The following is a 23374-nucleotide window of genomic DNA, read 5'->3' on the forward strand; positions in this document are numbered from 1 at the left end:
GAGCGGGGATGACGACTTTGCACCTTAAATCCGTTACCGCTCGTCCGGCAGACCGCGCCTTGGCCTGGTTCAAATGCCTGCTGTTCGCGGTCTGTCTGTTGCCGCTGGCGCGTGCCGCCTGGATTGTGCTGTCCGGCGAGGCGGTGAACCCGGTGGAGTTCATCACTCGTTCCACCGGCACTTGGACCTTGGTGTGGCTGCTGGCGACGCTGGCGATGACGCCCTTGCGGCGTTTGGGGGCTGGCGGCTGGCCGCTCAAGTGCCGGCGCATGCTGGGCTTGTTCGCCTTTTTCTACCTGAGCCTGCATTTCCTGACCTATTTGTGGCTGGACCAGTCTTTCGATTGGGCCGGCGTCGTCAGGGACATCTACAAGCGGCCCTTCATCACCGTCGGTTTCGCCGCGCTCTTGCTGATGACGCCGTTGGCGCTGACCTCCACCCAGGGTTGGATGCGCCGGCTCAAGCGCAACTGGGGCCGGCTGCATCGGCTGGTCTATCCGACGGCCTTGCTGGCGGTCATCCATTACTGGTGGTTGGTGAAGAAGGACCTGAGCCAGCCCTTGATCTACGCGGTGGTGTTGGCTGTGCTGCTGGGGCTGCGGCTGTGGTGGCGGCTGCGCCGGCCCGGCGGCGCTTGAGCTGGGACAAATCCCCCGCACTGGAGCGGCTAAGCGGCGGCTTGGGGTTTGCCAGCCGGCGCTCAAACTTCTACAGTGGCGTTTTGTTTTTCACCGTGAAGATCATGTCCAAGGAGAAAGCCCCGGTCACTCAGGCGGTCCGGGTATTGCGTGAGCATCAGGTCGCTTATAGCGAGCATCTGTACAAGTACGAGGAAAAGGGCGGCACCACGGTGTCGGCGTGGGAGTTGGGCGTGGACGAGCATTGTTTACGGGTTAGGTAAACAGCTATAGACAACCCGCGAGGGCTTATTCTAAAAGGCTCTCACTGGACCTCAGAATGTCCACAGACAACGAACTGCTTGTTGAGAAGACGTTAGTCTTATGTCCACACTATGAGTCCGATCTTAAGACAGAAAAGCACTACCGCCTGACAACTCAACCACCACACTTGGCTCAGTACACGGATGCACGCCTACAATGTACGTATATTGAATACAATACACAATGTCTAGGCAATGCTCGCCACCTCATACAAATATGATGTAAAAAGCATTTTTCCTCGTTGTTTTCATTCCAATCTGCAATAATTCTTACCTGTCGAGACTCAAGCCCAACGCACAGGCAACTACTCACTATGCTGATTCTTCATCTCTCGGACATTCATTTCTCCGCACCGGACTGTAAGTCGCCTGAGGATGACCCTGAAACACCAATTCGTAGGCTATTGATCAATAGTGCACTTAGGCAGGCAGGGTTGCTGAATCGTAAAATAGATGCGATCGCGATCACTGGTGATATTGCTAACAGCGCAGACCCAGACGAATACGCTGCTGCACTTACTTGGTTAGACGAAATGATCAACCAGTTTGGCCTAAGTAGAAGTGACGTCATGGTTGTACCCGGTAACCATGACATCAGCCGTTCTGCATGCAAAAGTGAGAGCGTTCGCTCTGTTCACAATTCGTTGAAGTCAACTGGCTCCGCCATTGCTGATGAGTTCAAGAGGAAGGCTAAGGATACAGAATCTGCAGCATTTCTTATGCGACCATTGGCAGCATATAATCAGTTTGCAGCCAATTTTCAATGCGAGATAAGTCTTCCAATGGCGCAGCGTTGGAAAAGAAGATGGGAGCTTGGAGATAGTGTTGAACTCTGTGTATATGGGCTAACATCCACATTTTTATCTCAATGCAATGGTGACAATGACCAAAAGGGGCAGCTTTTCGTTAGCCCCAATCAATTGGTCTTTGACCCGATAGACAATGTTATCTACATGTCAATGTGTCACCATCCACCTAGCTGGTTCTCAGATGAGCGCACGGTTGAGGAAGAGATAAGAAACGGTGCCCATATTCAACTATTCGGGCATGAGCACTGGCTGAAACCGGAGTCTTATCCACAGTCTATTAGGCTTTGTGCGGGCTCTCTAAACCCGTCAAGAAGAGAAGCTGGATATGATCCAGGATTTTCGCTGATTGGGCTAGATGTTGAAACTACAGGCACCACTAGGTGGTTAAAGGTGTCAATGTGGTCTTATCGATTACAGCCCAGCCCACGCAAATTCATACTTAATCCAATGGATGATGATGAATCAGCATTCACAAGGACTTTCCTCGTACGAGGCCAAGGGCCCTCTCCATCTGAAGCAGATGAGAAAACTATAAGAGAGCAATCTCCTCAAAATGGAGTATTGGATGTACCGCTTTTGGGGTCAATCCCATTTGCAAGTAAATCAAATAACGAAGCAATTCGCGACGCCCTATCAGCCGAAGATGCTTACGATATTTACATGACAATGCCAGTAAAACAATCAATAGAAATCGCTTCCGCGCTCGACTTACGTGGAGCAGACGATTTCTTGCTCTCCTCCTTGGATCAATGCCGGCGTGTTTGGGAGCGAGCACGAGACCGAGGCATGACCTCAAAACTCATTAGTGCTATTCAAGATCATCAGGAGGGGGCATGACTTACAAGAAAACTCAACATCCAAAATTTGCAGGATGGTGCAACGAACTTCGGTACAACGCTGCACCAGAAGCAAACACCCTCGAACAGCGTTGGCTGGCTGTTAACGAGATTATTCAAGTGGCCACTCACGAAGTAATAGAGACACTCATCCAGGCCGTTTCTCAACAACAGGGAAAGCCGGTAAAGAGAATTGTTACAGGCCTAATTACTGCTATACAGAAATACGATACGCTATTTGACTCCAGCGAAGACAATGATCATGAGCTACGTGTGCTAGCTGCATGTTGCCTTGCTACGTTGATGGATGGAGATACCGACAGCTCAGCACTTACAGCATTAATGGTATCAGCCTCAACTCTCGCCGGTGCAAAACCTCTAATAGGAGCGATTAATCTTTCCGAACAAGCAGACAAAATAGTCAAGCGGCTTTCACTCACGCATCGAACAAGACCAACTCTAATTGGAATAGAAATTCCAAAACTCTCCTCTTCAGACGTTATGGATGCATACGACGAGGCACTTCAAGATTCCGAAGATACCTCTGAGAGTGCAGAAGGGTCTACACCAGACGCATCTGCAAATGCGATTGAGAAATTGGCTGACATGACTTTTAGTGCAATCACTCAATTAACTCAGAACGTTAACACGTCAATGGAGAAAATGAACCGCTACCTCAAAGTTCAAGATGAGGAAGTTGATATGCTTTGGTTGCTTATTGGTGGGCGCTCGCATGAATTCAATTTAAATTTTACTGATATTCCTCTTGGCGCAAACTCATTTCTAGTGGCTTTTGAACTTGCGAATACAACGACAAATCTACCAGGTCCAGAATCAATTCTATCATTGTTCAGCCGAGCAGGAGTTGCCCTTGAACAAGAGATGAGCATTCCTGAAGTAATTCGCAGTCTTAACCAAGGCTGGATAGACCTTATGATACAAGGAAAAACAACTTCGGACTTAACACTGCCTCTCCATAATGCACTTTCACATTATTTAACTGATACAGATAACGGACTGCCATATTGGGCGAAGCAAACTGGAATTGACGAAAAAACTCAGTTCCCCTTGGCTAAGCTTGCCCTTCAATTCTACCGAGAATGCTTGATTTCTCGTGCGAAACGAGGCGAATTGCTGTGACAGCTGTAGACACAACTATCACCTGCAGCAATCCCCAATGCAGAGTTGCTGAGACAGGAAAATGCTTAGAGGGGCTATCAACAGAGTTGTGTCAGAATTTTGGCAAAGGACAATCTGGCGAGCCTGAGATACTTCTTGATGATAGCTTAGATGAAGAGCCTCAACTCCAAGAGATTCCCCGAGAAGTTTTACCTGATGGTGAGGCCCTGAAGCAAAACGAGCTAAGCACCATCTTCAGAGCAGTTCCAACTCGTCTTATTGTCTTGATCGGAGTACCGGGGTCAGGGAAGACAAGTATGATTGCATGCCTACTTGAATTATTTCAAGGTGGCGCTCGTCGAGAATTGAATTTTTCTAGATCGAAAACACTTGTCGCCTTTGAGCGCATCTGCCATGGTGGGCGCACAACATCAGGCGGTAACACACCCGAAATAGAACGTACGAGGCATGGCGCAACTCACTACTACCACCTTGAACTACATCACTCAGGAATAAAAGAGCGTACTGCATTTCTTATTGCGGATAGAACCGGGGAGGATTATGCAACCCTCGCAAACAATTCAGATGCAATAACGAATCCGTGGGAAGTAAATAATGCTGACCATGTTACTATTTTGGTTGATGGAGAGCGATTAATAGATAAAGAAGAACAACACGGACACCTCAGTGAGCTTAAAATGATAATTCGCTCATTGGTAGAAAATGAGGAATTTCCTCACGCGGTACATGTCACATGCGTCCTCACAAAAAATGACTTGATACAGTCAACAACATCCAGTAATCATATTCACGCTCTTTTTGAAAATTTTGTCCAGTATACAAGAAAAATATTTAGCAACTCGGCCGGATCGGTAAATAAATTCATCATTGCAGCTCATCCAGACAGAGGGGCCCCAGGGGCAGGAATGGATGACATCCTGTATCACTGGCTAACACCAAGAAAATATAACTCTTTTGAAGATACGCAATTCACAGAAGAAAATATAAAGCAGCGTGCATTTTGGATAGTTCATAAAATTTCTTATGAGAGACCTGAAGAATGACATCTCCAGATGTAGTCATTATGGGACTGCCAGAGTCGGGAAAGACAACTTATCTAGCGGCTCTTTGGCATCTTCTTAACGACGATAGAGATGAATTACAACTCTCGCTCGCCTCTCTAGGTACCGATGATCGCGCATATCTGAATGCAATTCAAAAGCGCTGGTCCCAAGGAAAAGTTCAAGAACGAACAAATACCTATGGGTTAAAGACAGTATCGATGCAACTTTGCGATGGTAATGGAAATAGATTTTCTATTACCTTACCTGATCTGCCTGGAGAAACATACCGTGACATATGGGAACAACGCGACTGTGACATTGAAACGATCACACTTCTTACTACTCCATGCGTTTTATTATTTATACATTCCGAAAAAATAAATCACTCAGAAACACAAGGTCGCAGGGCAGAAGCAATTGGCCCACAGCCAAATCAATTGCAAAGCAGCCCAACCAATGAGTGGCGTCCAAGCAATGCCTCGACTCAAGTAAAAATAGTAGACTTACTGCAACTATTAAGAAGGGCTCCACTTGATATTGGGCCACGTAAACTAGCAATAATAATATCGGCGTGGGATATCGTAAAAAGCTCCAATATAACACCCTGTAAATTTCTTCATACAAACCTTCCTTTGTTAGATCAATATTTACAATCCAACGCTGATCAATGGGAAACAAAAATATATGGTGTCAGTGCGCAAGGTGGAATATTTTCGGATCAAGATGAAGTATCTAATAAGACCCCGGCTGAGGTAGAACTAGGCACTAGCTATATATATTTATCAGATAGAATTGAAATCATTGGTGGTGAAGGATCGACGTACGATCTCACATCACCAATTGCATGGCTAATGCAGCCACGGATTGAAGTATGATTAAGGTTCATCAAGTCCTCCATGGCTATGCGGACGGACATCGCCTTCTACGCGCATCCCTCCCACTCAATGCTGGCGATGCTAGAGCACTGCTGACAATGAGCGATGTATCAGGTCCAAATGCAATAATTCCAGAAGAGGGCTACTTGACTGGTTATCCCTTAACTGGGCTAGGAATGTATGCTATTGCACGGACTTGGCCTGCTGACGAACTACCAAGGCCTGGATCAGTCTGGACTCATACGCTGCTAGTCGATTTCAGTGATCTAGCAACATTACCAAATCCGGGGGGACTCTCCATGCTACATGCCCGCCCGAGTGGATTTCGATTTGATCGCTACGACACACCTATTGTTACAGATATAAGTTCGATTGCAAACGTGCCATGCGGACATCGAATTGGAGAATTATCTCGCGAGATAATCGCCGCTCTTTATAGCAAGTCAAAATATGCAATTGTTGCGCCAACTACAGCTAGCGCAGAGTATGAGCTCGTAGTTATGGCAATCTGGGGACAGCAGTGGCCAAAACTCAGAAGGTCATTCCGTTTTTGCACTCTCTCATTCGGCGATCGAAGCATGGAAAACATGCGCTTCGACCTTCAGTTCATTCCACCAAGTTTACAGAGAAGCATCGCCCGCATACCTGAAATACTCCTAGTAGACCCAATCAGCCAGGAAACAAAATCCATCCCATGGCTTGAACACACAACCGAAGACATTATAAGTCCGAACACATCTTTTTTCCGAGACTTTCTAAAATCAGAAGGCGCCACATTAAATAGCACCCGTGAAGCATTTCGCCCATTGGCAGCAATACACCACCTGATAACTCACATTGAACAACCAGGTGGAATTAATTTGGCAGTTGAAGCCATCGACCAGTTATTTGGGCAAGGCCATGCAGTTAACGCTCGTTTAATGATTGCAAAAACTGCGCTAGAACGCATCACCGAAATGCAAGAAGGTGCCATTAATTTCGTACTGGATCACATCAATTTAATCGATCCTAGCTTTTTGGATGAGCACAGCTACCCACTAGCGCAAAAAATCTGGGAAAGCTCCCCATCAATGTTAACGGACTTATTGAATAAAAATTCAGCCGGCATTAATATTGCGGAAAAAGGCTTGGAAAAACTTCCATCTGCAACATTAATTGACGGCATTGAGCGTGACAATAAAACTGTCACATCGGTATTAGCCTATCGCCCTGACCTCGTTACTCAGCCATTATTCTGGAAATTATATGGAATTTCTGAAAAGCCAGGCTTTCAAGTTATTTCTGCACGACCTGACTTACATCAGCAAGCCTTCCATGCTATTACAGAAGCCAATCGACCAGACTTATCATCAACTGCATGCGAAAAGTGTGGCCATGCACTAGCTTTACAGATAATTTCTGAAAAATCGCATACAATAAACTCGAGCATTAATTTACATAGAGAAATTTGGATAACTGCCGCAGTAAGCAATTCTATAGAGATTTCCAAATTTTTTATTTCTTCCGAAAAAATCAACCCTGAATTTCTTGAAGAGATATCTCACTACGTCCCCCAAATTTTGTCAAAACTATCAACAATTCAGATCCTTGGTTTGTTGCAATCACTCGATGCAATAAAGCTATAAATTACAGTAAGTCACTATATTTTGATGCTTTTATTCTTTCTAGAGGACTTTCAACTGACTCTATTCACCGGGGAAAATTAGTTGCGATGGCATTTCACTCTGTCCATGATGCTTTGGCTACAGACAGTCTTCCTGCTGCAGCTTGGAGTCTTTTAGAACCACAGCTTCCTAGACAGGGAATATTTTATCTGGAAGACAATTGTAAGCGGCTTAGAAAGGCCATTCTAAGGCTGTGTGAGAAATCATTAATTTCAACAGATGATTTTTCTCAAATAATAAAAAATAAGAAAACTGCAAAAATCTTCTTCGAAGATATGTCATTCTGGTTTGGAGAAAAATCATATATAAAAACCACAAAAAAACACGAAGAATAATTTCCGTCACGCCAATCATGCAAATGGCATTATTAACAAATCTTTAAGATTTGTATAAGCATATACCCGTAGCGGCTACTCCATACCAGGGGTGTGCTATTAGCACACCCCACGTACTGTCCGCTGCCCACCTGTTCGCTTGGTGAATTATTTAATGGCGCCACCGATAAAGCTATTGCCACTTCCTCCGATTACCCTGGAGGGATATGAAATACATACATTTTTGCCATCTCTAAGCTCCGGAAAGCCATACTGCCCTCCCGTAGTCATACTTGAATCATTGCCTAGTGAATTACAAAGCAAGTTTAAAGTTTGGCTCTATGAACGAAAGCTCTCAATCGCTACCCCACCACAGCTAGGCATAGAGGGCCGTGTATTTTTCACTTGCGATGTTGTTGATGCGCTAACATCTTTTCACCAAAAATAAATAATTGTGTTGCTAAAAAATATGATATCCAGAAAACTTTTTCTAGAAACTGGTCCAGCTACACTCGTCCCCCTAGTTCACATCCCCTTACTAAAAGAAGCCCCAAGAAAAGAAGGAGAGTACAAAGTTGTTGAGGATTCACTTGGTGATTTGTGTCACTTTTATGGAGATTTTTCTGGCTATCACATCTATCTAATTGTTTCAACATTTAAAAAACGCATTATCCCTGATTCAATTATCTATTATGACAAGGATAACGGAAAATATTCAGTATCAATCGAAGTAACCTTAAATGACGGCAAAACAAAAATTTTAAATTTGATGAATTGCCAAGCACCATTATGTGAAAAATCACACATTGGTGTGCAGTACCCTGTCCAAATCACACTTGAACATTTTTCTCCCGGCACACCAGACGCTCTTAAATTCCACTTTGCCAGTTCATCTGCCAAATTTAAATTCTCAAACAATCTCATTCCATTCATTCATGAAAATGAGAGAGAATCAGGCATGGACCTTTTTCAGTTAAAAATTGAATATATAGGTAAAGCCATTGGAAAAGATGGAACGAGAGAAGTTTCAGACAGATTAGGCAATGGGCATAGTACAGAAGCACGCATTTTGAATGAATTTTTACACAAAAAAACCAATCTAGATGCTTATGCAGTTTTATTTAAACCAGGTCAACTTACAGACGACCTCAATAATTCGAGTTCTCTCCTTAGCTATACACAAATCATTGACATACTGGAAAAATCGCTAATCTCCTTATTCCTACCCGAGAAAAACGTTCAAAGTCGCAACTTTCCTAAGGATGGCTCTGAATCACACCTGCTACTATTAAGAAATAAATTTAGTGAAATATATATAACGGCTGAGTCGCCTGCAGACTATGGATACCTATACTCAGATTATGTTCAACCGGAAGAAAAACATAGATTCTTTCTCCCCATCCTGGGCGAACACTGAGCTCCAAGTGAATAAGATATAGGACATACTGAAAAATGAAATTAGGCAACCCACCAGAAACACAAGCGACAAAATTTCTGAAACAGCACAAGGTGAGCTTTAACAGCCACCTCTATGCCTACGTAGAGCATGGTGGCACTAAAGTATCATCACAAGAACTAGGCGTTGATGAACACTGGGTCGTAAAAACATTGATTATGGAAGATGAGACAAAAAAGCCATTAATTGTTCTAATGCATGGCGACTGTAAAGTATCGACGAAGGAGCTGGCTCGCCAGATTGGCTGCAAGAAGATAGAGCCTTGTCTGCCTGAAGTAGCCAATCGACATACAGGATTTCTTGTTGGAGGCACCAGCCCATTTGGAACAAAAAAAGCCATGCCTGTTTATATCGAAAAAACTATTATAGATTTATCGCTTATTTACATTAACGGTGGCAGAAGGGGGTATTTAGTCAGCATGGCTCCCAGTGAAATAATTCGAGTACTGAGCCCTAATATAGTTGAGGTTGCGCTAAAATAGTTTTCCCATTAACTTCCGAATCGATATTACCAAACAAATATTTTGGCATCATTGTTCTAATTTCATTTGCGCACACAGTACGACTAGAAATTATATTCCTATTTTTTGACACGTATTGGTGTAACATTCAATTCTGGCAACTTCTCTTGGAGGGCCGCATTTTCCAACAGTAGTTCCAATATTTTTTGATCTGCTTCAATCAACAACGAGAGGGCATGATCACGCTCAGCCTTTAATGCTTCGATCTTTTCCCTCAACGAGCGGTTTCGGTCACGTTGCAACAGCTTGGCCTGACGGGAAGATGCGGGAATATTTGATACATTATCTTTTATCCACCGCTGAATCTCAGCGATCAAACTGGGATAACGAGACTTTCTAAGAGCAGAGGGGCTACATCCCGCTTCTTTAGCAACATTGTTCTGAGAGACGCGCGCTCCCTTCGGCAATAGGTTAGGCACACCTATCTTTAACCGTTCGAAAGCTTCCCTGAATGAGCACTCAGCCCCCTCCCCAGGTGACCACTTAACTGGATTTGATGGCATCTAGGGCATTCTCCACGGCTCGCAGCTGTGCCTCCAGGGCTTGCCGGTAGGGAGAGTCCACCGGAGCATCTGTGAGACGCGATACGAGAACACTGCTGAATTGATAGAGTTCAGACTCTCTATCTCGATCATATAGCACATCAGAACAAGGGGGGCGTCCATCTCCTCCACCGCAACGGGCAACATTATCCACACCACCGTAGGGGCAGGGACCACGTTTAGTGCAGCCGCCAAGCAACGTCTCACGCCAGGAGATCTTCCCCAACTTGGCTAACTCCAAGAGCTTACGGTTTTCTTTCTGATCAACAATTTTCAGAATTTCAGCCTTGCGCATCTCGCCATGAGGGCTTACAAATCGATCGCTCAAGAGATGCTCAATATCCTTCCCCAGCAGCTCATACATAGTGCGGATATAAACGGTTAGTGCATTGTTATCAAGACGCACCCTCGAGTAACCCTGTCCATAATAGAGCGCCATGGAGCGAGAAGCATGCTTCAACAAATATTGAAGTGAGGAATCCGAAACCAACCCTGAAGCTTGCATATTAACGGCCCCTGTGCGGCGTAATTGATGCCATGCTAGGGGCCATATATTTCCAGCTTCAAATTTTTCACTATTCAAGCTAGGGTTGACTAATCTAGCGGTTTTCAAGTCATCCGGTGTGATCCGCAATTCTTTTTCATCAAAAATACAAGGAAATGACTTATTAAACATCTGCAAATAAGTGAGCGGTTGCGCTCTAACTGACAGAGACTCTTTTAATTCATCAGCACCGCAAGGCCCCCATGGCTCATATGGGCGTACAACAAGGTATGGATTATAAATTTCTTCAAAGGTGGATGGCACATCAGGATTAGCTTCGGCACAGATCATACGAAGCCTGGCGATACAGCTCATTGCGTCAATAGCTATTTGTACTGATGGTGAGGTTGGCCATCTTGCATCATCATCTTTTACTGTCTTAGTAGTACGTCCCCGCAAAAGGTAGAAGACACCAAAACGCTCATCGTTTTCTATCTCTAAACAGTCTGCCCGGAGGGACCAGCCTTCAGCTATTCTCATCAGGGAGAAATTTAACAAGTACGCCATGCCCACGTACCCGACCATTGAGAAGTACATTGATAGAGAACGAACTGATATTTCTGTTGATACGCCTGATTCTTTTTTGCTTCTAGTCCAGCGCTCCAGTAGCTCAGCTATACCGAATCGATGTGCAGTCTGAACAAAAGGGCCATAGTATATATAACCTGTGCGTGCCCCAGTATATTCGTTGTGAGACCAAAAAGGGCCTGACGTCCTATTCCGACCTACTCGACAAGCTTCTCCCAGCGAGCCCGCATTTTTGGCATATGCTTCTAGGCAAAAATGATAACAAGACTCGATCCTCTTGCGATGTAAATGGAAATCATCAAGAAAAGCGCGTAGTCTGTTAACCTGGTATACCCAGATACGCGGCGGAATATATGGAGTCTGCCGAGCTTCACGATCTGGAATCATCGCCTCAAGTCTGATCAGCCCCTTTTTGTCCAACAAAGTAAATCCTATCTGGTCACGCTGCTCATACAAAGCATGCAGCAGCGACAGGATATTTATCGCAGCCGCAGATGGAAACCGACTGAGAAACATATCAACGACTGCCGGAAATCGTTTCAGCTCTGATGCAAGAATACTTTGACTTGAGCACAAACTGAATAAAGGTCGAATATCGTAAAATCTTTGTCTTAAAGTAATGGGGCTACGTACCGCGGATGGACCATACAGCCACCATGCAACAACCTGCCTCAATAAATCCGTATTTTCATGATTAATATTAGGTGTTCCTTTCCGCGGCCACCCTTGATTAAAATTTATAATTACAGGCTTCTTGGCCCAAGGTCTAAAATTCCACACATCATCGCCATATCGGCTGACTACTTGCCCATTTGCATCAATAACGATTGGAAAATCGCATGGAGGTGGCCAGGTAGGTGGTCGGAAGTTCAGTGCACTCGGCATTGTCAATGGCGATTCAATAGCAAGTCCAAGGTATGCCAAACTCAAAGACATCTCCGCATCTCCATTAGCCGGATAAAACCCTCCCAACGCGGATGGTGATTATCCTCTTCAACGCGCGTAACCGCCTCCCGCACCCAAAGTGCTCGTACTTCACTGCTTTGTTCAAAGTACTTTAACTTAGCAGTAATGCGATTTATAACTGCCTCAGCTGGATGTGGTGTGTGATTATTGAGGGGCACCCGGTAATGTGTAACTTCTAAAACCTTAAGATAACGATAGCTCGCCAATGACCATATATAATCTTCACTATCGATGTCGCGTTGATGTACGCAAAAGAGACATCCGGCGGGGCTGATACAATCAGGATTTGTCGCTTCTGGCGGAGCATCAAGCAAAATATGAGGTACAGCCTGCACACACACTCCTGGCCCTGGTGATGCGATTGCAGGATCTGTGCGGGCATGGAAGCGACTAATTTCTACCATTGCCACTTGTAAGCTCGGTTGTTCGTATATACGAATTAACGTCTGCTGTGAGTGGGCATGCATTTCTGCCGTCATCTCAATATCTTGAGAGCGACGCAACAGCCAGTTTATCCTTGTCTTCCGTAGCTCCCGAGGCGGAATGAAACGGATATCTAATTTTTTGCAAAATTTATTAACCATCCCAAATGACGGCAATCTATCGGCTCTCCCCGCTCTCACCAATGGAAATAGTAGATCTGCATCACCATCTGAAAACATAGTTGCTCGCCACTTAAGGTATCGTTCGAAATGTTCTCGATATTGACTGAATATTTCAAACGCAACCTCCCCACTTCGTCGGCCTTTGTATACTCGAAAAATCTGATAGCCATCCAAGTAGCTTTGATACCTGAATTTGCTCATCTTGAGTGCATGTGCTTGCTCAAAATTTATCCCTGTTTGAGCGATAAATATTAGCATTTCAGATTCAATTCTGAGATTAATCAACGGATGTCGAGTACGGACTGATGTGTCGGACTCCCAGCGAGTACGCTTCTTAATTGCCACCCGCCTCACGCTTGGTTTTACTGCATTGCCAAGAGTTTGAACTTTATCAGTAGGCTTCAGCTTTAGCCATTCCTCAATTACATGTCCGGTTCGAAATTTTATTGTAACAGGCAGTGCTCCGCGAATTACCTCAGTGCTAAGGGCTTCGGTAATATCTAGCAGAGCATGGCCAAAAGAAAACGTCGCCTCAATATTTTGCTTATCTGCCTTGGGCGAAATTATAGATTTTATGTGACTCGGGCATCGAATACGTGTTTTAACTAGCAGCCCAGTTTTCAACTCGAGTACTGAATCAAGAATCTTAGCTACTGCAACAGCACTCTGATACGCATGAATTTCCGAGATATCCCCGTCTACACGCTGCCGGTGGAGGAGGTGATCTGTCCAGTCAATGTACGTACCCTCCACCGACTCCAGTGACATCAGCTTTCCAGTCATATCGGCCCAGGAAAAAAACTCCCTTAATCGCCGAATAGAGGTGCTAGCGCTCCCTCGGCTTCCACCCGAAACTAATTTTCCATTGATATATTCATGCAGTTTTTGTACCAATGGAATTCGATCATTAATAGCAACCCCTAGTAAATCTTTCGCAATTTGCTGCGCAACCAAGTTCACCTTTGAACCTGCACCACCGCAATACAGAAGCGGGCGCAGATCCCATGGTGTTTCTAATTCCCCATACTTAACCACTGGGAACGTCAAATCTGGGATATTATAATCACTCATCGGTTGCATCCCGACAAGTTCGCAGGACCCCCAAGAATTCCCGAGTAAATGCATTGCCCATTTCAATTTTGAGAGGAGTTTTTTCTACAAATCGAATATACTTGAGTGAAGTTGCCTCATGCTTGTGTAAAAGAGCCTCTTTCACGATAGCAAGGGCATTAATTGATCCACCTACATGAATCGCAAGCCGAGCAAGTTCAGTTGCAAAGGTACAACGAGTCTGGTGAAAATGAAAATTACGAAGAACAGTCACTCCATTTTTAAGCCCAGACTGTCGCAAACTATGCATTTCTACGTTGATTGCGGTGCTCTTGTCTAACCCGTGCTTGATATAGGGGTTTCCAAATCTAGTAAGGAACACCAGATCTCGATTTTCCGGATTTGACTTTGCTTCACGTAGTAAACGCCGAACACTATAGACATAGGTCAACAATTCATCCAGTTGTACCTTAGTAATCCAAACCTGTCCTGTCACACCAAATTTTGTACGAACTGGTGGGTCAGCCCCCGGCCCTACGGCAAGCCGAAATAGGTTTGAAGTTGCAGGATCTGGCACTGCACGTTCTAAAGTCTGAACTTTGAGGTCGGTAAGAGTACCTATGCGCATGCCTGTGAAAAACCCCAGAGAGAGCATAAGAAACAGTTCCTCACTTGCATTTTTCTTAGCGAATGTAAGAATTACATCTCGATCCTTAACTGCTACGGGCAGGAGGCCATCTTCCAATCTTTCACCGGGCGCGGACCTGTTTGGTATTGCTAAATCTGTACTTTTGACTAATATTGTCCGTTCAAAACCGACCTTATCCGCAAAATGAATAACAACTGACTTCTCCGCCCATAGATGACTTTCAGTAGAGAGAAAACCCTTTTCGTATAGCCATTTGTAAAACAGCACCACACTTGCCATACGCTGCGAAGTGGTAGACGGAGCAATCACTCCTCGATCTCTTGCTTCAATGAGCGCGCCTCTATACCTGACTAGGCAGCGATCTGCCTTCCTCAATGGGAAATCCCACCAGTTAACGTTGGCCTCCTCAAGCCAGTTGGCATAGGCGTGCAAGGCGGTAAAATGAGACTGCACAGTCTTAATACTCACTCCCCTTGTACTTGCACGCTCCAACGCCCACAGGTTTGCTTCACGCCATGGAGAAAAGTTTTGCCACATCAGCTGAGGCAAATCTTCGATAACATGGCCGTTACTTACCGGGGACCACCGTAAGCAATTCTCGATTGCCTCAGCCCGGTGCGGGACATAACGGATATGTACAAGTCGCGCCATCGCCCTCTCCCCTTAAATTTGCAAGCAAACTAAGGCTGATTAAGTGGCGTCAATGGGGCTCAATACCCTCCCCGCTAGCCATCAGTGCGACAAGACTGTTGTGACCGGGCCCGTGCTTCACAGGGCCGCCCACACTGGTGCGTTCCTGCTCACGAAACTTTGGTAGGCAGAGATGGAAAGCCAAGCCCCCCATGTCAACACCATAGTTCATGCACTCTAGGAGTCAACAGGGTCTACCTAACCCGTAACTGCGTGATCAAGACCTTGATCATGGAGGACGAGAACAAGCGGCCCTTGATCGTGCTGATGCACGGGGACCGCGAAGTGGGCACCGGCATGCTGGCCAAGCAGATCGGCGTCAAGAAGGTCCATCCCTGCGATCCCAAGACCGCGGACAAGCACAGCGGCTACCAGGTGGGCGGCACCAGTCCTTTCGGCGCCCGCCATCCGATGCCGGTGTATATGGAGGCCAGCATCGTCGAACTGGAGCGCATCTACATCAACGGCGGCAAGCGCGGTTTTCTGATCGGGATGTCGCCCAAGGACGCGCAGCGGGTGCTGCAGCCGGTTCTGGTCAGCGCCGCGGCTTGAGTTCGGGAAAGTTGCGCTGGTAAATGGCTTGCAGGCTGCCGTCGGCCTGCATCGCTTGCAGGGTCTGATCGATTGCGCGCCGTAGTTTGACGATGTTCGGATAAGTGCGCGAGTACATCAGCGACAGCGAGGTGGCCTTGTCCAGCGGCGTGGGAATGTAGGCGAAGTCGCGCTCCTGACCGGCGGCCTGGGTGCGGATCAGGAACAGGCCGCGTTCCAGCGTCAGCGGCGCCAGGTCCAGGTGGCCGGCGCGCAGCAGCCTGATCGCGTTTTCCTCGTCGTTGGTGTTCAGCGTGTTCAGGCGGTATTGCTTGAACAACGGCTGGTACCAATAGCCCAGCTGCACGCCGATGCGGTAGGCGCGCAAGTCGGCCAGGCTGTGAAAGTCGTAGGGGGATTGGCGAGCCGGGGCTTGTAGTAGAAGAAGTAGCTGCTGCTGTGGATCAGCGGCGGGGAGAAATCGAAACTGAGCGCGCGTTCCGGCGTCGGCCGGTAGGGAAAGGCCGCCGCGGCGCGGCCCGCCTTGACTTCGGCTTCCGCGCGGGGCCAGCTCATATAGTGAAAACGCGCGGTATAGCCGGCGCGTCGGCAGATTTGCCGCACCATGTCGGCGAACACGCCGTCGGCGGTGAAGCTGCGCGACACATAGGGCGGCCACTCGCCGGTGGCGAAGTCTATCGCCGGCGTTTCGGCGCGCGCGGTCGCGGCCAGGCAATAGAGGGCAAGCAGCAGCGGACGCCACATGGCGCGACTCCAGGATCAGGGTGGGAGCATGCTTTGTTATCGCACAGCGCCCACCCCGTCGCCAGCGGGACGGCTACCACCACCAGAACATGAAGCCCCAGGCGGCGTCCACCAGGGCCAGCGCCGCCAGCAAGGGAAGCAAGGCCAGCGCCTGACGCCAGCCGGAACTCCAACGCGCGAGGATGGCGCGTCCCAGCCACAGCGACCACAGATTGGCGCCGGCCAGCAAGGCCAGCCGCGCGTCGTTGGCCCAGAACATCGGCACCCCTTCGGCTTTCAACAGCGTCACCGTCAGCGCGGACAGACCCAGGAACACGCCGCAGCCGGCCAGCGGGATCAGGCTCTGCGCCAGGTGGTGCAGGCGTTGCAGCCGCCAGGGGCCGGCGATGCGCACGCCGGCCGCCAGGCACAGCAGCAGGCCGCTGCCCAGCGCCAGCGCGGTGATCAGCACATAGCTGATCAGCGCCGCGCCGTCCAGCCAGGAGAACACGTCGTTATGCTGCGGGTAGTGGGTCAGCAGCCACCACGGCGCCTCGGTGTCCAGCGGCCACAGGATGTCGCGGTCCACCAGCCATTCCGCCGCCGCCTGCTTCATGGCCACGAACCAGGGGCTCATGGTCCAGTGGAAGGCGCCCATCGCCACGCCCAGAAGGCCGTAGACGATCAGCGCGGTTTGCCAGCCGTCGGCTTCCTTGGCGGCGACTTTGACCACTTCTTCAGTGGGCGAGCGCAGGCTCAGTTCGATGGCGTCGCGATGGCCGCTGCAGCGGCCGCACATATGGCAGCCGCTGCCGCCTTGCATATGGCGCAGCGGTTGCAGCGGCGCGCAGTCCACCGCCTGTATCGGGATGGTTTTGCCTTGCTGCGAGGCCTTCCAGGCGGCCTCGTCCACGCGGTAATACATCGGCGCCAGCTTGGACAGCAGGCCGAACACGCCGTTGACCGGGCACAGGTGGCGGCACCAGGCGCGCTTGCCGCGGGTGTAGATGAAGCCGACGATCACCGCGGCCACGGTGGAGCCGCCCAGCACCAGCAGCGCGGCCTTGGGGTATTGGTAAACGCTGACCAATTGGCCGTAGATGGTGGTCAGCGCGAAGGCGACGAAGGGCCAGCCGCCCCAGCGCATCCAGCGCGGGATGGGCCGGCCCAGGCCTTTCTTGGCCGCCCATTCGGACAGCGCGCCTTCCGGGCACAACACGCCGCACCACAGCCGGCCGAAGAGCACCATGGACAAGAGCACGAAGGGCCACCAGATGCCCCAGAACACGAATTGGGCGAAGATGGTCAGATTGTTCCAGATCCGGGCGGTGTCTCCGGGCAGGTCCAGGCAGGCCGGCACGATCAGCAGCGCGGCGTAGACCAGCACCACCCCCATTGCAGCGCGCGCAGCAGGCCGGCGTGATCGCGCAGCCACAAGCCGACGGCGGCCATGAAACCGGGGCCGTCGGCTGACTACAGGAAGCGCCGGCGCAAGCGTCGGCGGAATGGGGAAGGGCGGGCGGGCGGATTTCATACTGCCAGCGCGTGTTTGCGGTTGCGCCACTGGAACAGCGCCCAGATTGTCGCCCAGAACAGCGCGTAGGCGATCAGGCTCATCAGGGCGGGGTGGGCGCGATAGCCGGTGAGCGAGGCGACGACGCCGCCGGCGGGGCTCATATCGTCAAGCAGCGCGGAACTGTCCCACAGCGGATCGATCAGCGCCGGCAGAATGTCCATCGAGATCAGCTTTTCCACGCCGCTGAGGAAGAGCGAGGCGCCGAGCAGCAGCAGCATGATTTCGGTGATGCGGAAGAACAAGCGCCAGGACAGGTATTTGCCGCCCAGTTGCAAGAGATAGAAGGTCAGGAAGGCCAAGCCCAGGCCGATCAAGGCGGCGAAGCTCATGCTGGCCAGCGTGGAGCCGTCGGCCTCGGCCAGCATGCCGTAGAGGAAGACCACGGTTTCGCTGCCTTCTCGGGCGATGGCGATGGCGGCCAGCAAGGTGACGCCCCACCAGTTGGCGCTGCTGGCGTTCTCGCGGAGGCCGGCCTCCAGTTCTTTCTTCAGCGTGCGGCCATGCTCGCGCATCCACAGCACCATATGCACGATCAGCGCGGCGGCGGTGAACACCATCACCGTCTGGAACACGTCTTGCGCGCCGGCCATCAGGCTGCTGGCGGCGAACAGGGCCACGGCCAGGCCGACGGCGGCGAACAGGCCCAGCGCCACGCCGGCCCACAGATAACGTTTGCCGGCGGCGCCGGCCGGGTTCTGGTTCATCCAGGCATTCAGGATGCCGACGACCAGCAAGGCTTCGACGCTTTCACGCCAAACAATGAATAGGACTTGTCCCATGAGGTGCACTCCTGAATACGGCCTTAAACGGCGGACGGGCCGCGTTTACTTGGCGACGATGACGCCTTGGCCGGTCTTCATGTGAAATTCGTCAAAAAACTTGTACTCGCCGGGGACAGCGGCTGGAACACCAGGAAGGATTCCGCGCCGGGGCCCAGCACCTTTTCCTTGCGCAGCGGCGTGCTTTCGAATTCGGCCGGCGTTTTGCCGGCGTTGATCACTTCAACCTTGAACTTCTTGCCGGCCGGCACCACCAGGCGGGCGGGCGTGAACACGCCGTCCTTCATCACCAGCTTGAACACAGGCATCTCGTCGGCGAGGACGGACATTGACACTAGGCAGGCCGCGAGGGCGGCCAGGAGCATGCGCGCGAACTTCATCGGAAAGGGTCTCCGGATTGAAAACAGCGCAGGCGAGGGCATGCGCTGTCTTATTTTAACGCATGAGAATGACTGGCGTTTACATTCTCATTCGCATTAATCCTGTTTTTACAAGAACAACGGGATTAATAGCCGCCTTTTTTGCCGATGCCGGCATAAGTGAACTCATAGTTCAGTTCGAAAGGCTTGAACCACGGGCCCACGCCGGTTTCCTTGTCGATGTGACGGCCGAAGTGGGCGTGCTGATTGGCCGACGGCGGCAGGATGGTGTATTTCAGCTTGTATTTGCCCGGGCCTTGCAGCTTGATGTTGTCGCCGTAGTGCGGGCCGTCGTTGGCCACCATCGGCATCAGATCGCCCTTGAGCACTTCCTTGCCGCCGATTTTGCTCAACTCGTACTTGACCACCAGATAGGGCATCCATGCGCCTTCTTCGAAGCCGTTCGGATTGTTCTTGGTGGCGTGGATGTCGGCTTCCAGGTGGATGTCGGATTCCTCGGCCTTGCGCATCATGCCTTCCGGTTCCATCTTGGTCGGCTGCAGGTAGACCGCGCCGATCTCCATGCCGTTTTTCAGGGCCGGCTTGCCGATCGGGTATTCCTTGGCCATGGCGGCGGAGGCCGCGGTCAGTGCTGCGGTGGCGATAGCCAGTTGAACAAAGCGACGCATAGTGTTTCCTTTTGGTTTCAATTGAGTAGGGCACTGCTTGGCCCGAGCGGGCCGCTTGGCGCTTGAAGGCGCCAGCCTGGCGGGTAAGCGCTTTATTTTTGTTTGCTTGGCTTGCCTAAAAATACTAATGCTAATCATTATCGTTTTCAAACGAAAATGTGTTGTCGAATGTAGCAGATGCGACGCCGGGCGGCGCTGGCCATAGGTATGGCATGCGTCGCGGCGTCGCTCAGCGCCCGTCCGTAGTGTTGGCGCGCGTTGACGAGGCGGCTTTGAAAGCGTCGTCAACTCCATGAGCATTCGGCTTCCTCCGCCGGCTTGGATTCCGGGCGACTCTCAGTCCTGCGCCGCCAGCCGGCTGAGCTGCGCCAGGCTTTCGTCCAGGATCAGCAATTGCAGCATCTGCTCGGCCAGATGCTCCGCGCCGTCGCGGTAGGCGGCGGCGAAGGCGTCCACCGCGGCGGCGTCCAGCTGGCCGCCGCTCAAGCGGGCCAGGCGCTCGCCCAGGCCGTCCATGCGCGGGGCCAGGCTGGTTTTCAGCCAGCCGGACAGCGGCGGATTGAAGCCGCGCTTCTTGCGCTGGAAGAAGTCCGCCGGCAGCGCCGGGTGGATTGCGCGGCGGAAGATCAGCTTGGCAGGCTGGGTGAAGCGCTGTTTGCCGTCCACCGCCAGCAAAGTCTGATAGAAGCGGTGATCCACCAGCGGGGCGCGGCCCTCCAGGCCGTGGGCCATGGTGCACAGGTCGGACTTTTGCAGAATGTAGTCCGGCAGATAGTTGGCGAAGTCTATCGCCAGCAAATGATGCAGACCGGCCGGCGCATTGGCCGGCGGCGGGCCGATGTCGTCCGGCGCGCGCCAGTGGCAGAGCCGCGACAGCGGCCGATTGCTTTGCAGGAACAGGCGTTGGCCGGGGGTGAAACCGGAGAAGCGCAGCGAATAGGCGTCTTGCCAGCTCATCGCCAGCTCGGTGGCCAGCTTGCCGGCGCCTTTGCCGTCCAGCGACGGTTTGATCGCCAGCGGCAGCTTGATCAGGCTGCGCCAGCGAGTGCGCAAATGCTTGTTGATCCGCTTGTAGCCGGCCAGCAGTTCATCGCCGCCGTCGCCCACCAGCACCACTTTGACGTGGCGGCTGACTTCGCGCGACAGATACCAGGTGGGGAAGCTGGACGGATCGGCGAAGGGTTGGTCGAGGTCGGCGACAATGCGTTCGAAATCTGCCGCCAGATTGTCTGGCATCTGCACCGCCAGGTTGGCGAGGCCCATTCTGCGCGCGGAGTCGGCGGCGTCGGCGGCCTCGTCCAGCTTGGAGCCGGGGAAGGCGGCGGTGAAGCTGCTGAATTGCGTCAGTTGCTGCGTGGCCAGCCGGCTGGCGATCACGGTGGAGTCTATGCCGCCGGACAAGAGCACGCCCAGCGGGCGGTCGGCGACGGTGCGCATCGCCACCGCGCGGTCCAGTTCCTGAAGCCAGTCGCCACCGTCCTTGGCCGGCTGCCAGTAGCGCAGCTTGCGCAAGGAACGGGTATCCAGATCGAACTCCAGCCGGTGGCCGTTCTCCAGACGCTGGATATGGCTGAACAGGGTGGCGGGCGACGGAATGTAGCGGTGAGCCAGATAGGCGTCGATGGCGTCGGCGGAGAAGCCTCGCCGCTGCGGCGGCAAGAAGGGCAGCACCGAGCGCACCAGCGAGCCGAAGGCGAAATCGCCGTCCAGCAGCGAATAGACCAGCGGCTTCTCGCCCATGCGGTCGCGCGCCAGGTGCACCTTGCGCTGCTTCAGATCCAGGATGGCGAAGGCGAACATGCCGCGCAGCCGTTGCAGCAGGGCCTCAATGCCCCAGGCCTGGTAGCCGCGCAGGATGAACTCGGTATCGGAGTGGGTGGCGAAGCGCGCGCCGCCGGCTTCCAGTTCGGCCTTGTCGGCGGCCCAGTCGTAGACTTCGCCGTTGTAGCAGATCCAGACCTGGCCGTCGTCGCTGGCCATGGGCTGATTGGCGATGGGCCGCGGGTCGATGATGGACAGCCGCGCGTGCAGCAGCGCGTTGTGGATGTCGCCGTCCGTCGTCGGCTGCCAGTCCGCGTTCAGCAATAATTGATTGGCGGCGTCGGGTCCGCGCCGGCCCAGCTCCGTCAACATGGCCTGGGCGGTGGCCGCGGCGGCGGGGCGTTGAGAGAAGAAGCCGGCGATTCCACACATGATTTTCTGTCCGAATGGGCAACGCGCCCGGTAAGCCGCCGAGCGCTCGGACGGCGCCGCAGGCGCGTTGGAAAAATTGAATGGCGGAAGTATCCGGGCAGGGCGGCGCCAGTGTCAAACCTTGTCGCCGCGCAGATCCGGCAATAGGGCGGCCACCAGGCCCAGCAGCGGCAGGAAGGCGCACAAGCGATAGACGAATTCGATGCCGTGGCTGTCGGCCAGCTGGCCCAGCACCGCGGCCCCTATGCCGCCGATGCCGAAGGCGAAGCCGTAGAACATGCCGGACACCATGCCCACCCGGCCCGGCAACAGTTCCTGTGCGTAAATGATGATGGCGGGAAAGGCGGAGGCCAGCACAAAGCCTATACCCAGCGACAGCACGCTGGTCCAGAACAGATTGACGTAGGGCAGCATCAGGGTCAGCGGCGCGATGCCGAGGATGGAGAACCAGATCACCCGCTTGCGGCCGATGGCGTCGCCTATCGGCCCGCCGAAGATGGTGCCCAGCGCGACCGCGAGCAGGAACAGGAATAAATGCAGCTGCGCGGCTTGCACGCCCAGGCCGAAATGCTGAATCAGATAGAAGGTGAAGTAGCTGGTGATGCTGGCGGTGTAGAAGTATTTGGAGAACAGCAGCACCAGTAAGGCGAACAGCGTCAGCTTCACGCGCGCCGGCGACAGCGGCGGCGGCGTAACGGCGGCGGCGGCTTTGGCCTTGCGCTGCTGATGGCTGTACCACTGGCCGATCTTGAACAAGACCGCCATCGCCAGCAAGGCGGCGAGACCGAACCAGGCGATGCTGCCCTGGCCCAGGGGAATGACGATCAAGGCCGCCAGCAGCGGCCCGCTGGCGCTGCCGGCGTTGCCGCCCACCTGAAAGATGGATTGCGCCAGACCGGGACGGCCGCCGGAGGCCATGCGCGCCACCCGCGACGATTCCGGATGGAACACCGAGGAGCCGGTGCCCACCAGCGCCGCGGCCAGCAGCAATAGCGGGAAGCTGCCGGCGCTGGACAGCAGCAGCAGGCCGCACAGGGTGGCGCCCATGCCCAGCACCAGCGAATACGGCATCGGCTTCTTGTCGGTATAGAGCCCGACCAGCGGCTGCAGCAGCGAGGCGGTGCACTGATAGGTCAAGGTCATCAGGCCGATCTCGGCGAAGCTGAGCTGGTAATTGCCCTTGAGCAGCGGGTAGATCGCCAGCAGCAGCGATTGCAGCATGTCGTTGAGAAAATGGGAAAAACTGATGGCGCCCAGCACGCGGAAACGGGTGCTGTCTTGATCTGGCGCGGAGGCGGCGGCGGTAGTCATGGGCTTGAGAATCATTCAGC

The 23374-nt window shown here is 51.9% G+C and carries 21 protein-coding genes and 1 pseudogene; 11 read left to right on the forward strand and 11 right to left on the reverse strand.

Annotation, left to right across the window (positions count from 1 at the left end):
- Nucleotides 1–8 precede the first annotated feature (8 nt).
- The 10 genes from HQN78_RS21710 (at nt 9) to ybaK (ending at nt 9559) form a co-directional block, all read left to right on the forward strand.
- Entirely contained in the window at nt 9–638 is a 630-nt protein-coding gene (locus HQN78_RS21710) for a sulfite oxidase heme-binding subunit YedZ (RefSeq protein ID WP_235086169.1), read from the forward strand.
- The gene (locus tag HQN78_RS21715) at nt 635–901 is read left to right on the forward strand and encodes a hypothetical protein (protein ID WP_235086171.1); all 267 of its coding nucleotides are present in this window, start codon (nt 635–637) and stop codon (nt 899–901) included. Before HQN78_RS21710 ends, HQN78_RS21715 begins: the two co-directional genes overlap by 4 nt.
- A 353-nt stretch (nt 902–1254) precedes the next feature.
- Nucleotides 1255–2586, forward strand: coding sequence for a metallophosphoesterase (locus HQN78_RS21720; protein ID WP_235086173.1), 1332 nt, complete (start codon nt 1255–1257; stop codon nt 2584–2586).
- The gene (locus tag HQN78_RS21725) at nt 2583–3725 is read left to right on the forward strand and encodes a GTPase-associated system all-helical protein GASH (RefSeq protein WP_235086176.1); all 1143 of its coding nucleotides are present in this window, start codon (nt 2583–2585) and stop codon (nt 3723–3725) included. Before HQN78_RS21720 ends, HQN78_RS21725 begins: the two co-directional genes overlap by 4 nt.
- A complete protein-coding gene (locus HQN78_RS21730) occupies nt 3722–4768 on the forward strand; it encodes a hypothetical protein (RefSeq protein ID WP_235086178.1) in 1047 nt (348 codons plus the stop codon). Before HQN78_RS21725 ends, HQN78_RS21730 begins: the two co-directional genes overlap by 4 nt.
- Complete coding sequence (locus tag HQN78_RS21735) at nt 4765–5643, forward strand: hypothetical protein (RefSeq protein WP_235086181.1); 879 nt, start codon at nt 4765–4767, stop codon at nt 5641–5643. Before HQN78_RS21730 ends, HQN78_RS21735 begins: the two co-directional genes overlap by 4 nt.
- On the forward strand, nt 5640–7268 hold the full coding sequence (locus HQN78_RS21740) for a hypothetical protein (RefSeq protein WP_235086184.1): 1629 nt from the start codon (nt 5640–5642) through the stop codon (nt 7266–7268). Before HQN78_RS21735 ends, HQN78_RS21740 begins: the two co-directional genes overlap by 4 nt.
- 86 nt (nt 7269–7354) lie before the next feature.
- Nucleotides 7355–7642 (forward strand): hypothetical protein, encoded by a 288-nt coding sequence (locus HQN78_RS21745; RefSeq protein WP_235086187.1) that lies wholly within the window; start codon nt 7355–7357, stop codon nt 7640–7642.
- Nucleotides 7643–8078: 436 nt separating this feature from the next.
- Nucleotides 8079–9038 (forward strand): hypothetical protein, encoded by a 960-nt coding sequence (locus HQN78_RS21750; protein WP_235086189.1) that lies wholly within the window; start codon nt 8079–8081, stop codon nt 9036–9038.
- Between the two features lie 35 nt (nt 9039–9073).
- Nucleotides 9074–9559, forward strand: a complete 486-nt coding sequence (ybaK, locus tag HQN78_RS21755) for a Cys-tRNA(Pro) deacylase (RefSeq protein WP_235086191.1) — start codon at nt 9074–9076, stop codon at nt 9557–9559.
- 98 nt (nt 9560–9657) lie between these two features.
- Here the strand turns inward: ybaK and HQN78_RS21760 are convergent, their stop codons facing one another.
- From HQN78_RS21760 to HQN78_RS21775, 4 genes are all read right to left on the reverse strand, one after another.
- A complete protein-coding gene (locus HQN78_RS21760) occupies nt 9658–10017 on the reverse strand; it encodes a hypothetical protein (RefSeq protein WP_235086194.1) in 360 nt (119 codons plus the stop codon).
- A 64-nt stretch (nt 10018–10081) separates the two neighbouring features.
- On the reverse strand, nt 10082–12148 hold the full coding sequence (locus HQN78_RS21765) for a hypothetical protein (protein WP_235086196.1): 2067 nt from the start codon (nt 12146–12148) through the stop codon (nt 10082–10084).
- The gene (locus HQN78_RS21770) at nt 12139–13854 is read right to left on the reverse strand and encodes a hypothetical protein (RefSeq protein WP_235086198.1); all 1716 of its coding nucleotides are present in this window, start codon (nt 13852–13854) and stop codon (nt 12139–12141) included. Before HQN78_RS21770 ends, HQN78_RS21765 begins: the two co-directional genes overlap by 10 nt.
- Nucleotides 13847–15019 (reverse strand): site-specific integrase, encoded by a 1173-nt coding sequence (locus HQN78_RS21775; protein WP_235086201.1) that lies wholly within the window; start codon nt 15017–15019, stop codon nt 13847–13849. Before HQN78_RS21775 ends, HQN78_RS21770 begins: the two co-directional genes overlap by 8 nt.
- A gap of 366 nt (nt 15020–15385) precedes the next feature.
- Here HQN78_RS21775 and HQN78_RS21780 point away from each other — a divergent pair, with 366 nt between their 5' ends.
- Nucleotides 15386–15724, forward strand: coding sequence for a YbaK/EbsC family protein (locus tag HQN78_RS21780; RefSeq protein ID WP_235086204.1), 339 nt, complete (start codon nt 15386–15388; stop codon nt 15722–15724).
- Here HQN78_RS21780 and HQN78_RS25920 read toward each other — a convergent pair.
- From HQN78_RS25920 to HQN78_RS21815, 7 genes and pseudogenes are all read right to left on the reverse strand, one after another.
- Nucleotides 15708–16468, reverse strand: a pseudogene (locus HQN78_RS25920) (substrate-binding periplasmic protein). The gene HQN78_RS21780 and the pseudogene HQN78_RS25920 overlap by 17 nt on opposite strands.
- Nucleotides 16469–16541: 73 nt before the next feature.
- Nucleotides 16542–17843 carry a 4Fe-4S binding protein gene (locus tag HQN78_RS21790; RefSeq protein WP_235086206.1) on the reverse strand — a complete coding sequence of 434 codons (1302 nt, stop codon included), beginning with the start codon at nt 17841–17843 and terminating at the stop codon, nt 16542–16544.
- Between the two features lie 134 nt (nt 17844–17977).
- On the reverse strand, nt 17978–18802 hold the full coding sequence (locus HQN78_RS21795) for an FTR1 family protein (RefSeq protein WP_227105290.1): 825 nt from the start codon (nt 18800–18802) through the stop codon (nt 17978–17980).
- A 77-nt stretch (nt 18803–18879) separates the two neighbouring features.
- Nucleotides 18880–19131: a cupredoxin domain-containing protein gene (locus tag HQN78_RS21800; RefSeq protein WP_235086209.1), complete on the reverse strand. Its 252-nt coding sequence runs from the start codon at nt 19129–19131 to the stop codon at nt 18880–18882.
- Nucleotides 19132–19307: 176 nt separating this feature from the next.
- A complete protein-coding gene (locus HQN78_RS21805) occupies nt 19308–19850 on the reverse strand; it encodes an iron transporter (protein ID WP_235086211.1) in 543 nt (180 codons plus the stop codon).
- A 336-nt stretch (nt 19851–20186) separates the two neighbouring features.
- Nucleotides 20187–22043 carry an asparagine synthase (glutamine-hydrolyzing) gene (gene asnB, locus HQN78_RS21810; RefSeq protein ID WP_235086213.1) on the reverse strand — a complete coding sequence of 619 codons (1857 nt, stop codon included), beginning with the start codon at nt 22041–22043 and terminating at the stop codon, nt 20187–20189.
- A 114-nt stretch (nt 22044–22157) separates the two neighbouring features.
- Complete coding sequence (locus HQN78_RS21815) at nt 22158–23354, reverse strand: MFS transporter (protein ID WP_304502828.1); 1197 nt, start codon at nt 23352–23354, stop codon at nt 22158–22160.
- Nucleotides 23355–23374: the final 20 nt, after the last annotated feature.

Source organism: Chromobacterium sp. Beijing (genome assembly GCF_021496765.1).
Taxonomy (GTDB): domain Bacteria; phylum Pseudomonadota; class Gammaproteobacteria; order Burkholderiales; family Chromobacteriaceae; genus Chromobacterium.

Excerpts from the sequence above, each read along its gene's own strand:
- HQN78_RS21815 (WP_304502828.1), bottom strand. The coding sequence starts at position 23,354 with ATGACTACCGCCGCCGCCTCCGCGCCAGATCAAGACAGCACCCGTTTC.
- HQN78_RS21725 (WP_235086176.1), top strand. The coding sequence starts at position 2,583 with ATGACTTACAAGAAAACTCAACATCCAAAATTTGCAGGATGGTGCAAC.
- asnB (WP_235086213.1), bottom strand. The coding sequence starts at position 22,043 with ATGTGTGGAATCGCCGGCTTCTTCTCTCAACGCCCCGCCGCCGCGGCC.
- HQN78_RS21720 (WP_235086173.1), top strand. The coding sequence starts at position 1,255 with ATGCTGATTCTTCATCTCTCGGACATTCATTTCTCCGCACCGGACTGT.
- HQN78_RS21790 (WP_235086206.1), bottom strand. The coding sequence starts at position 17,843 with ATGGGGGTGGTGCTGGTCTACGCCGCGCTGCTGATCGTGCCGGCCTGC.
- HQN78_RS21710 (WP_235086169.1), top strand. The coding sequence starts at position 9 with ATGACGACTTTGCACCTTAAATCCGTTACCGCTCGTCCGGCAGACCGC.
- HQN78_RS21770 (WP_235086198.1), bottom strand. The coding sequence starts at position 13,854 with ATGAGTGATTATAATATCCCAGATTTGACGTTCCCAGTGGTTAAGTAT.
- HQN78_RS21800 (WP_235086209.1), bottom strand. The coding sequence starts at position 19,131 with ATGTCCGTCCTCGCCGACGAGATGCCTGTGTTCAAGCTGGTGATGAAG.
- HQN78_RS21745 (WP_235086187.1), top strand. The coding sequence starts at position 7,355 with ATGGCATTTCACTCTGTCCATGATGCTTTGGCTACAGACAGTCTTCCT.
- HQN78_RS21735 (WP_235086181.1), top strand. The coding sequence starts at position 4,765 with ATGACATCTCCAGATGTAGTCATTATGGGACTGCCAGAGTCGGGAAAG.
- HQN78_RS21775 (WP_235086201.1), bottom strand. The coding sequence starts at position 15,019 with ATGTGGCAAAACTTTTCTCCATGGCGTGAAGCAAACCTGTGGGCGTTG.
- HQN78_RS21740 (WP_235086184.1), top strand. The coding sequence starts at position 5,640 with ATGATTAAGGTTCATCAAGTCCTCCATGGCTATGCGGACGGACATCGC.
- HQN78_RS21765 (WP_235086196.1), bottom strand. The coding sequence starts at position 12,148 with ATGTCTTTGAGTTTGGCATACCTTGGACTTGCTATTGAATCGCCATTG.
- HQN78_RS21805 (WP_235086211.1), bottom strand. The coding sequence starts at position 19,850 with ATGCGTCGCTTTGTTCAACTGGCTATCGCCACCGCAGCACTGACCGCG.
- ybaK (WP_235086191.1), top strand. The coding sequence starts at position 9,074 with ATGAAATTAGGCAACCCACCAGAAACACAAGCGACAAAATTTCTGAAA.
- HQN78_RS21795 (WP_227105290.1), bottom strand. The coding sequence starts at position 18,802 with ATGGGACAAGTCCTATTCATTGTTTGGCGTGAAAGCGTCGAAGCCTTG.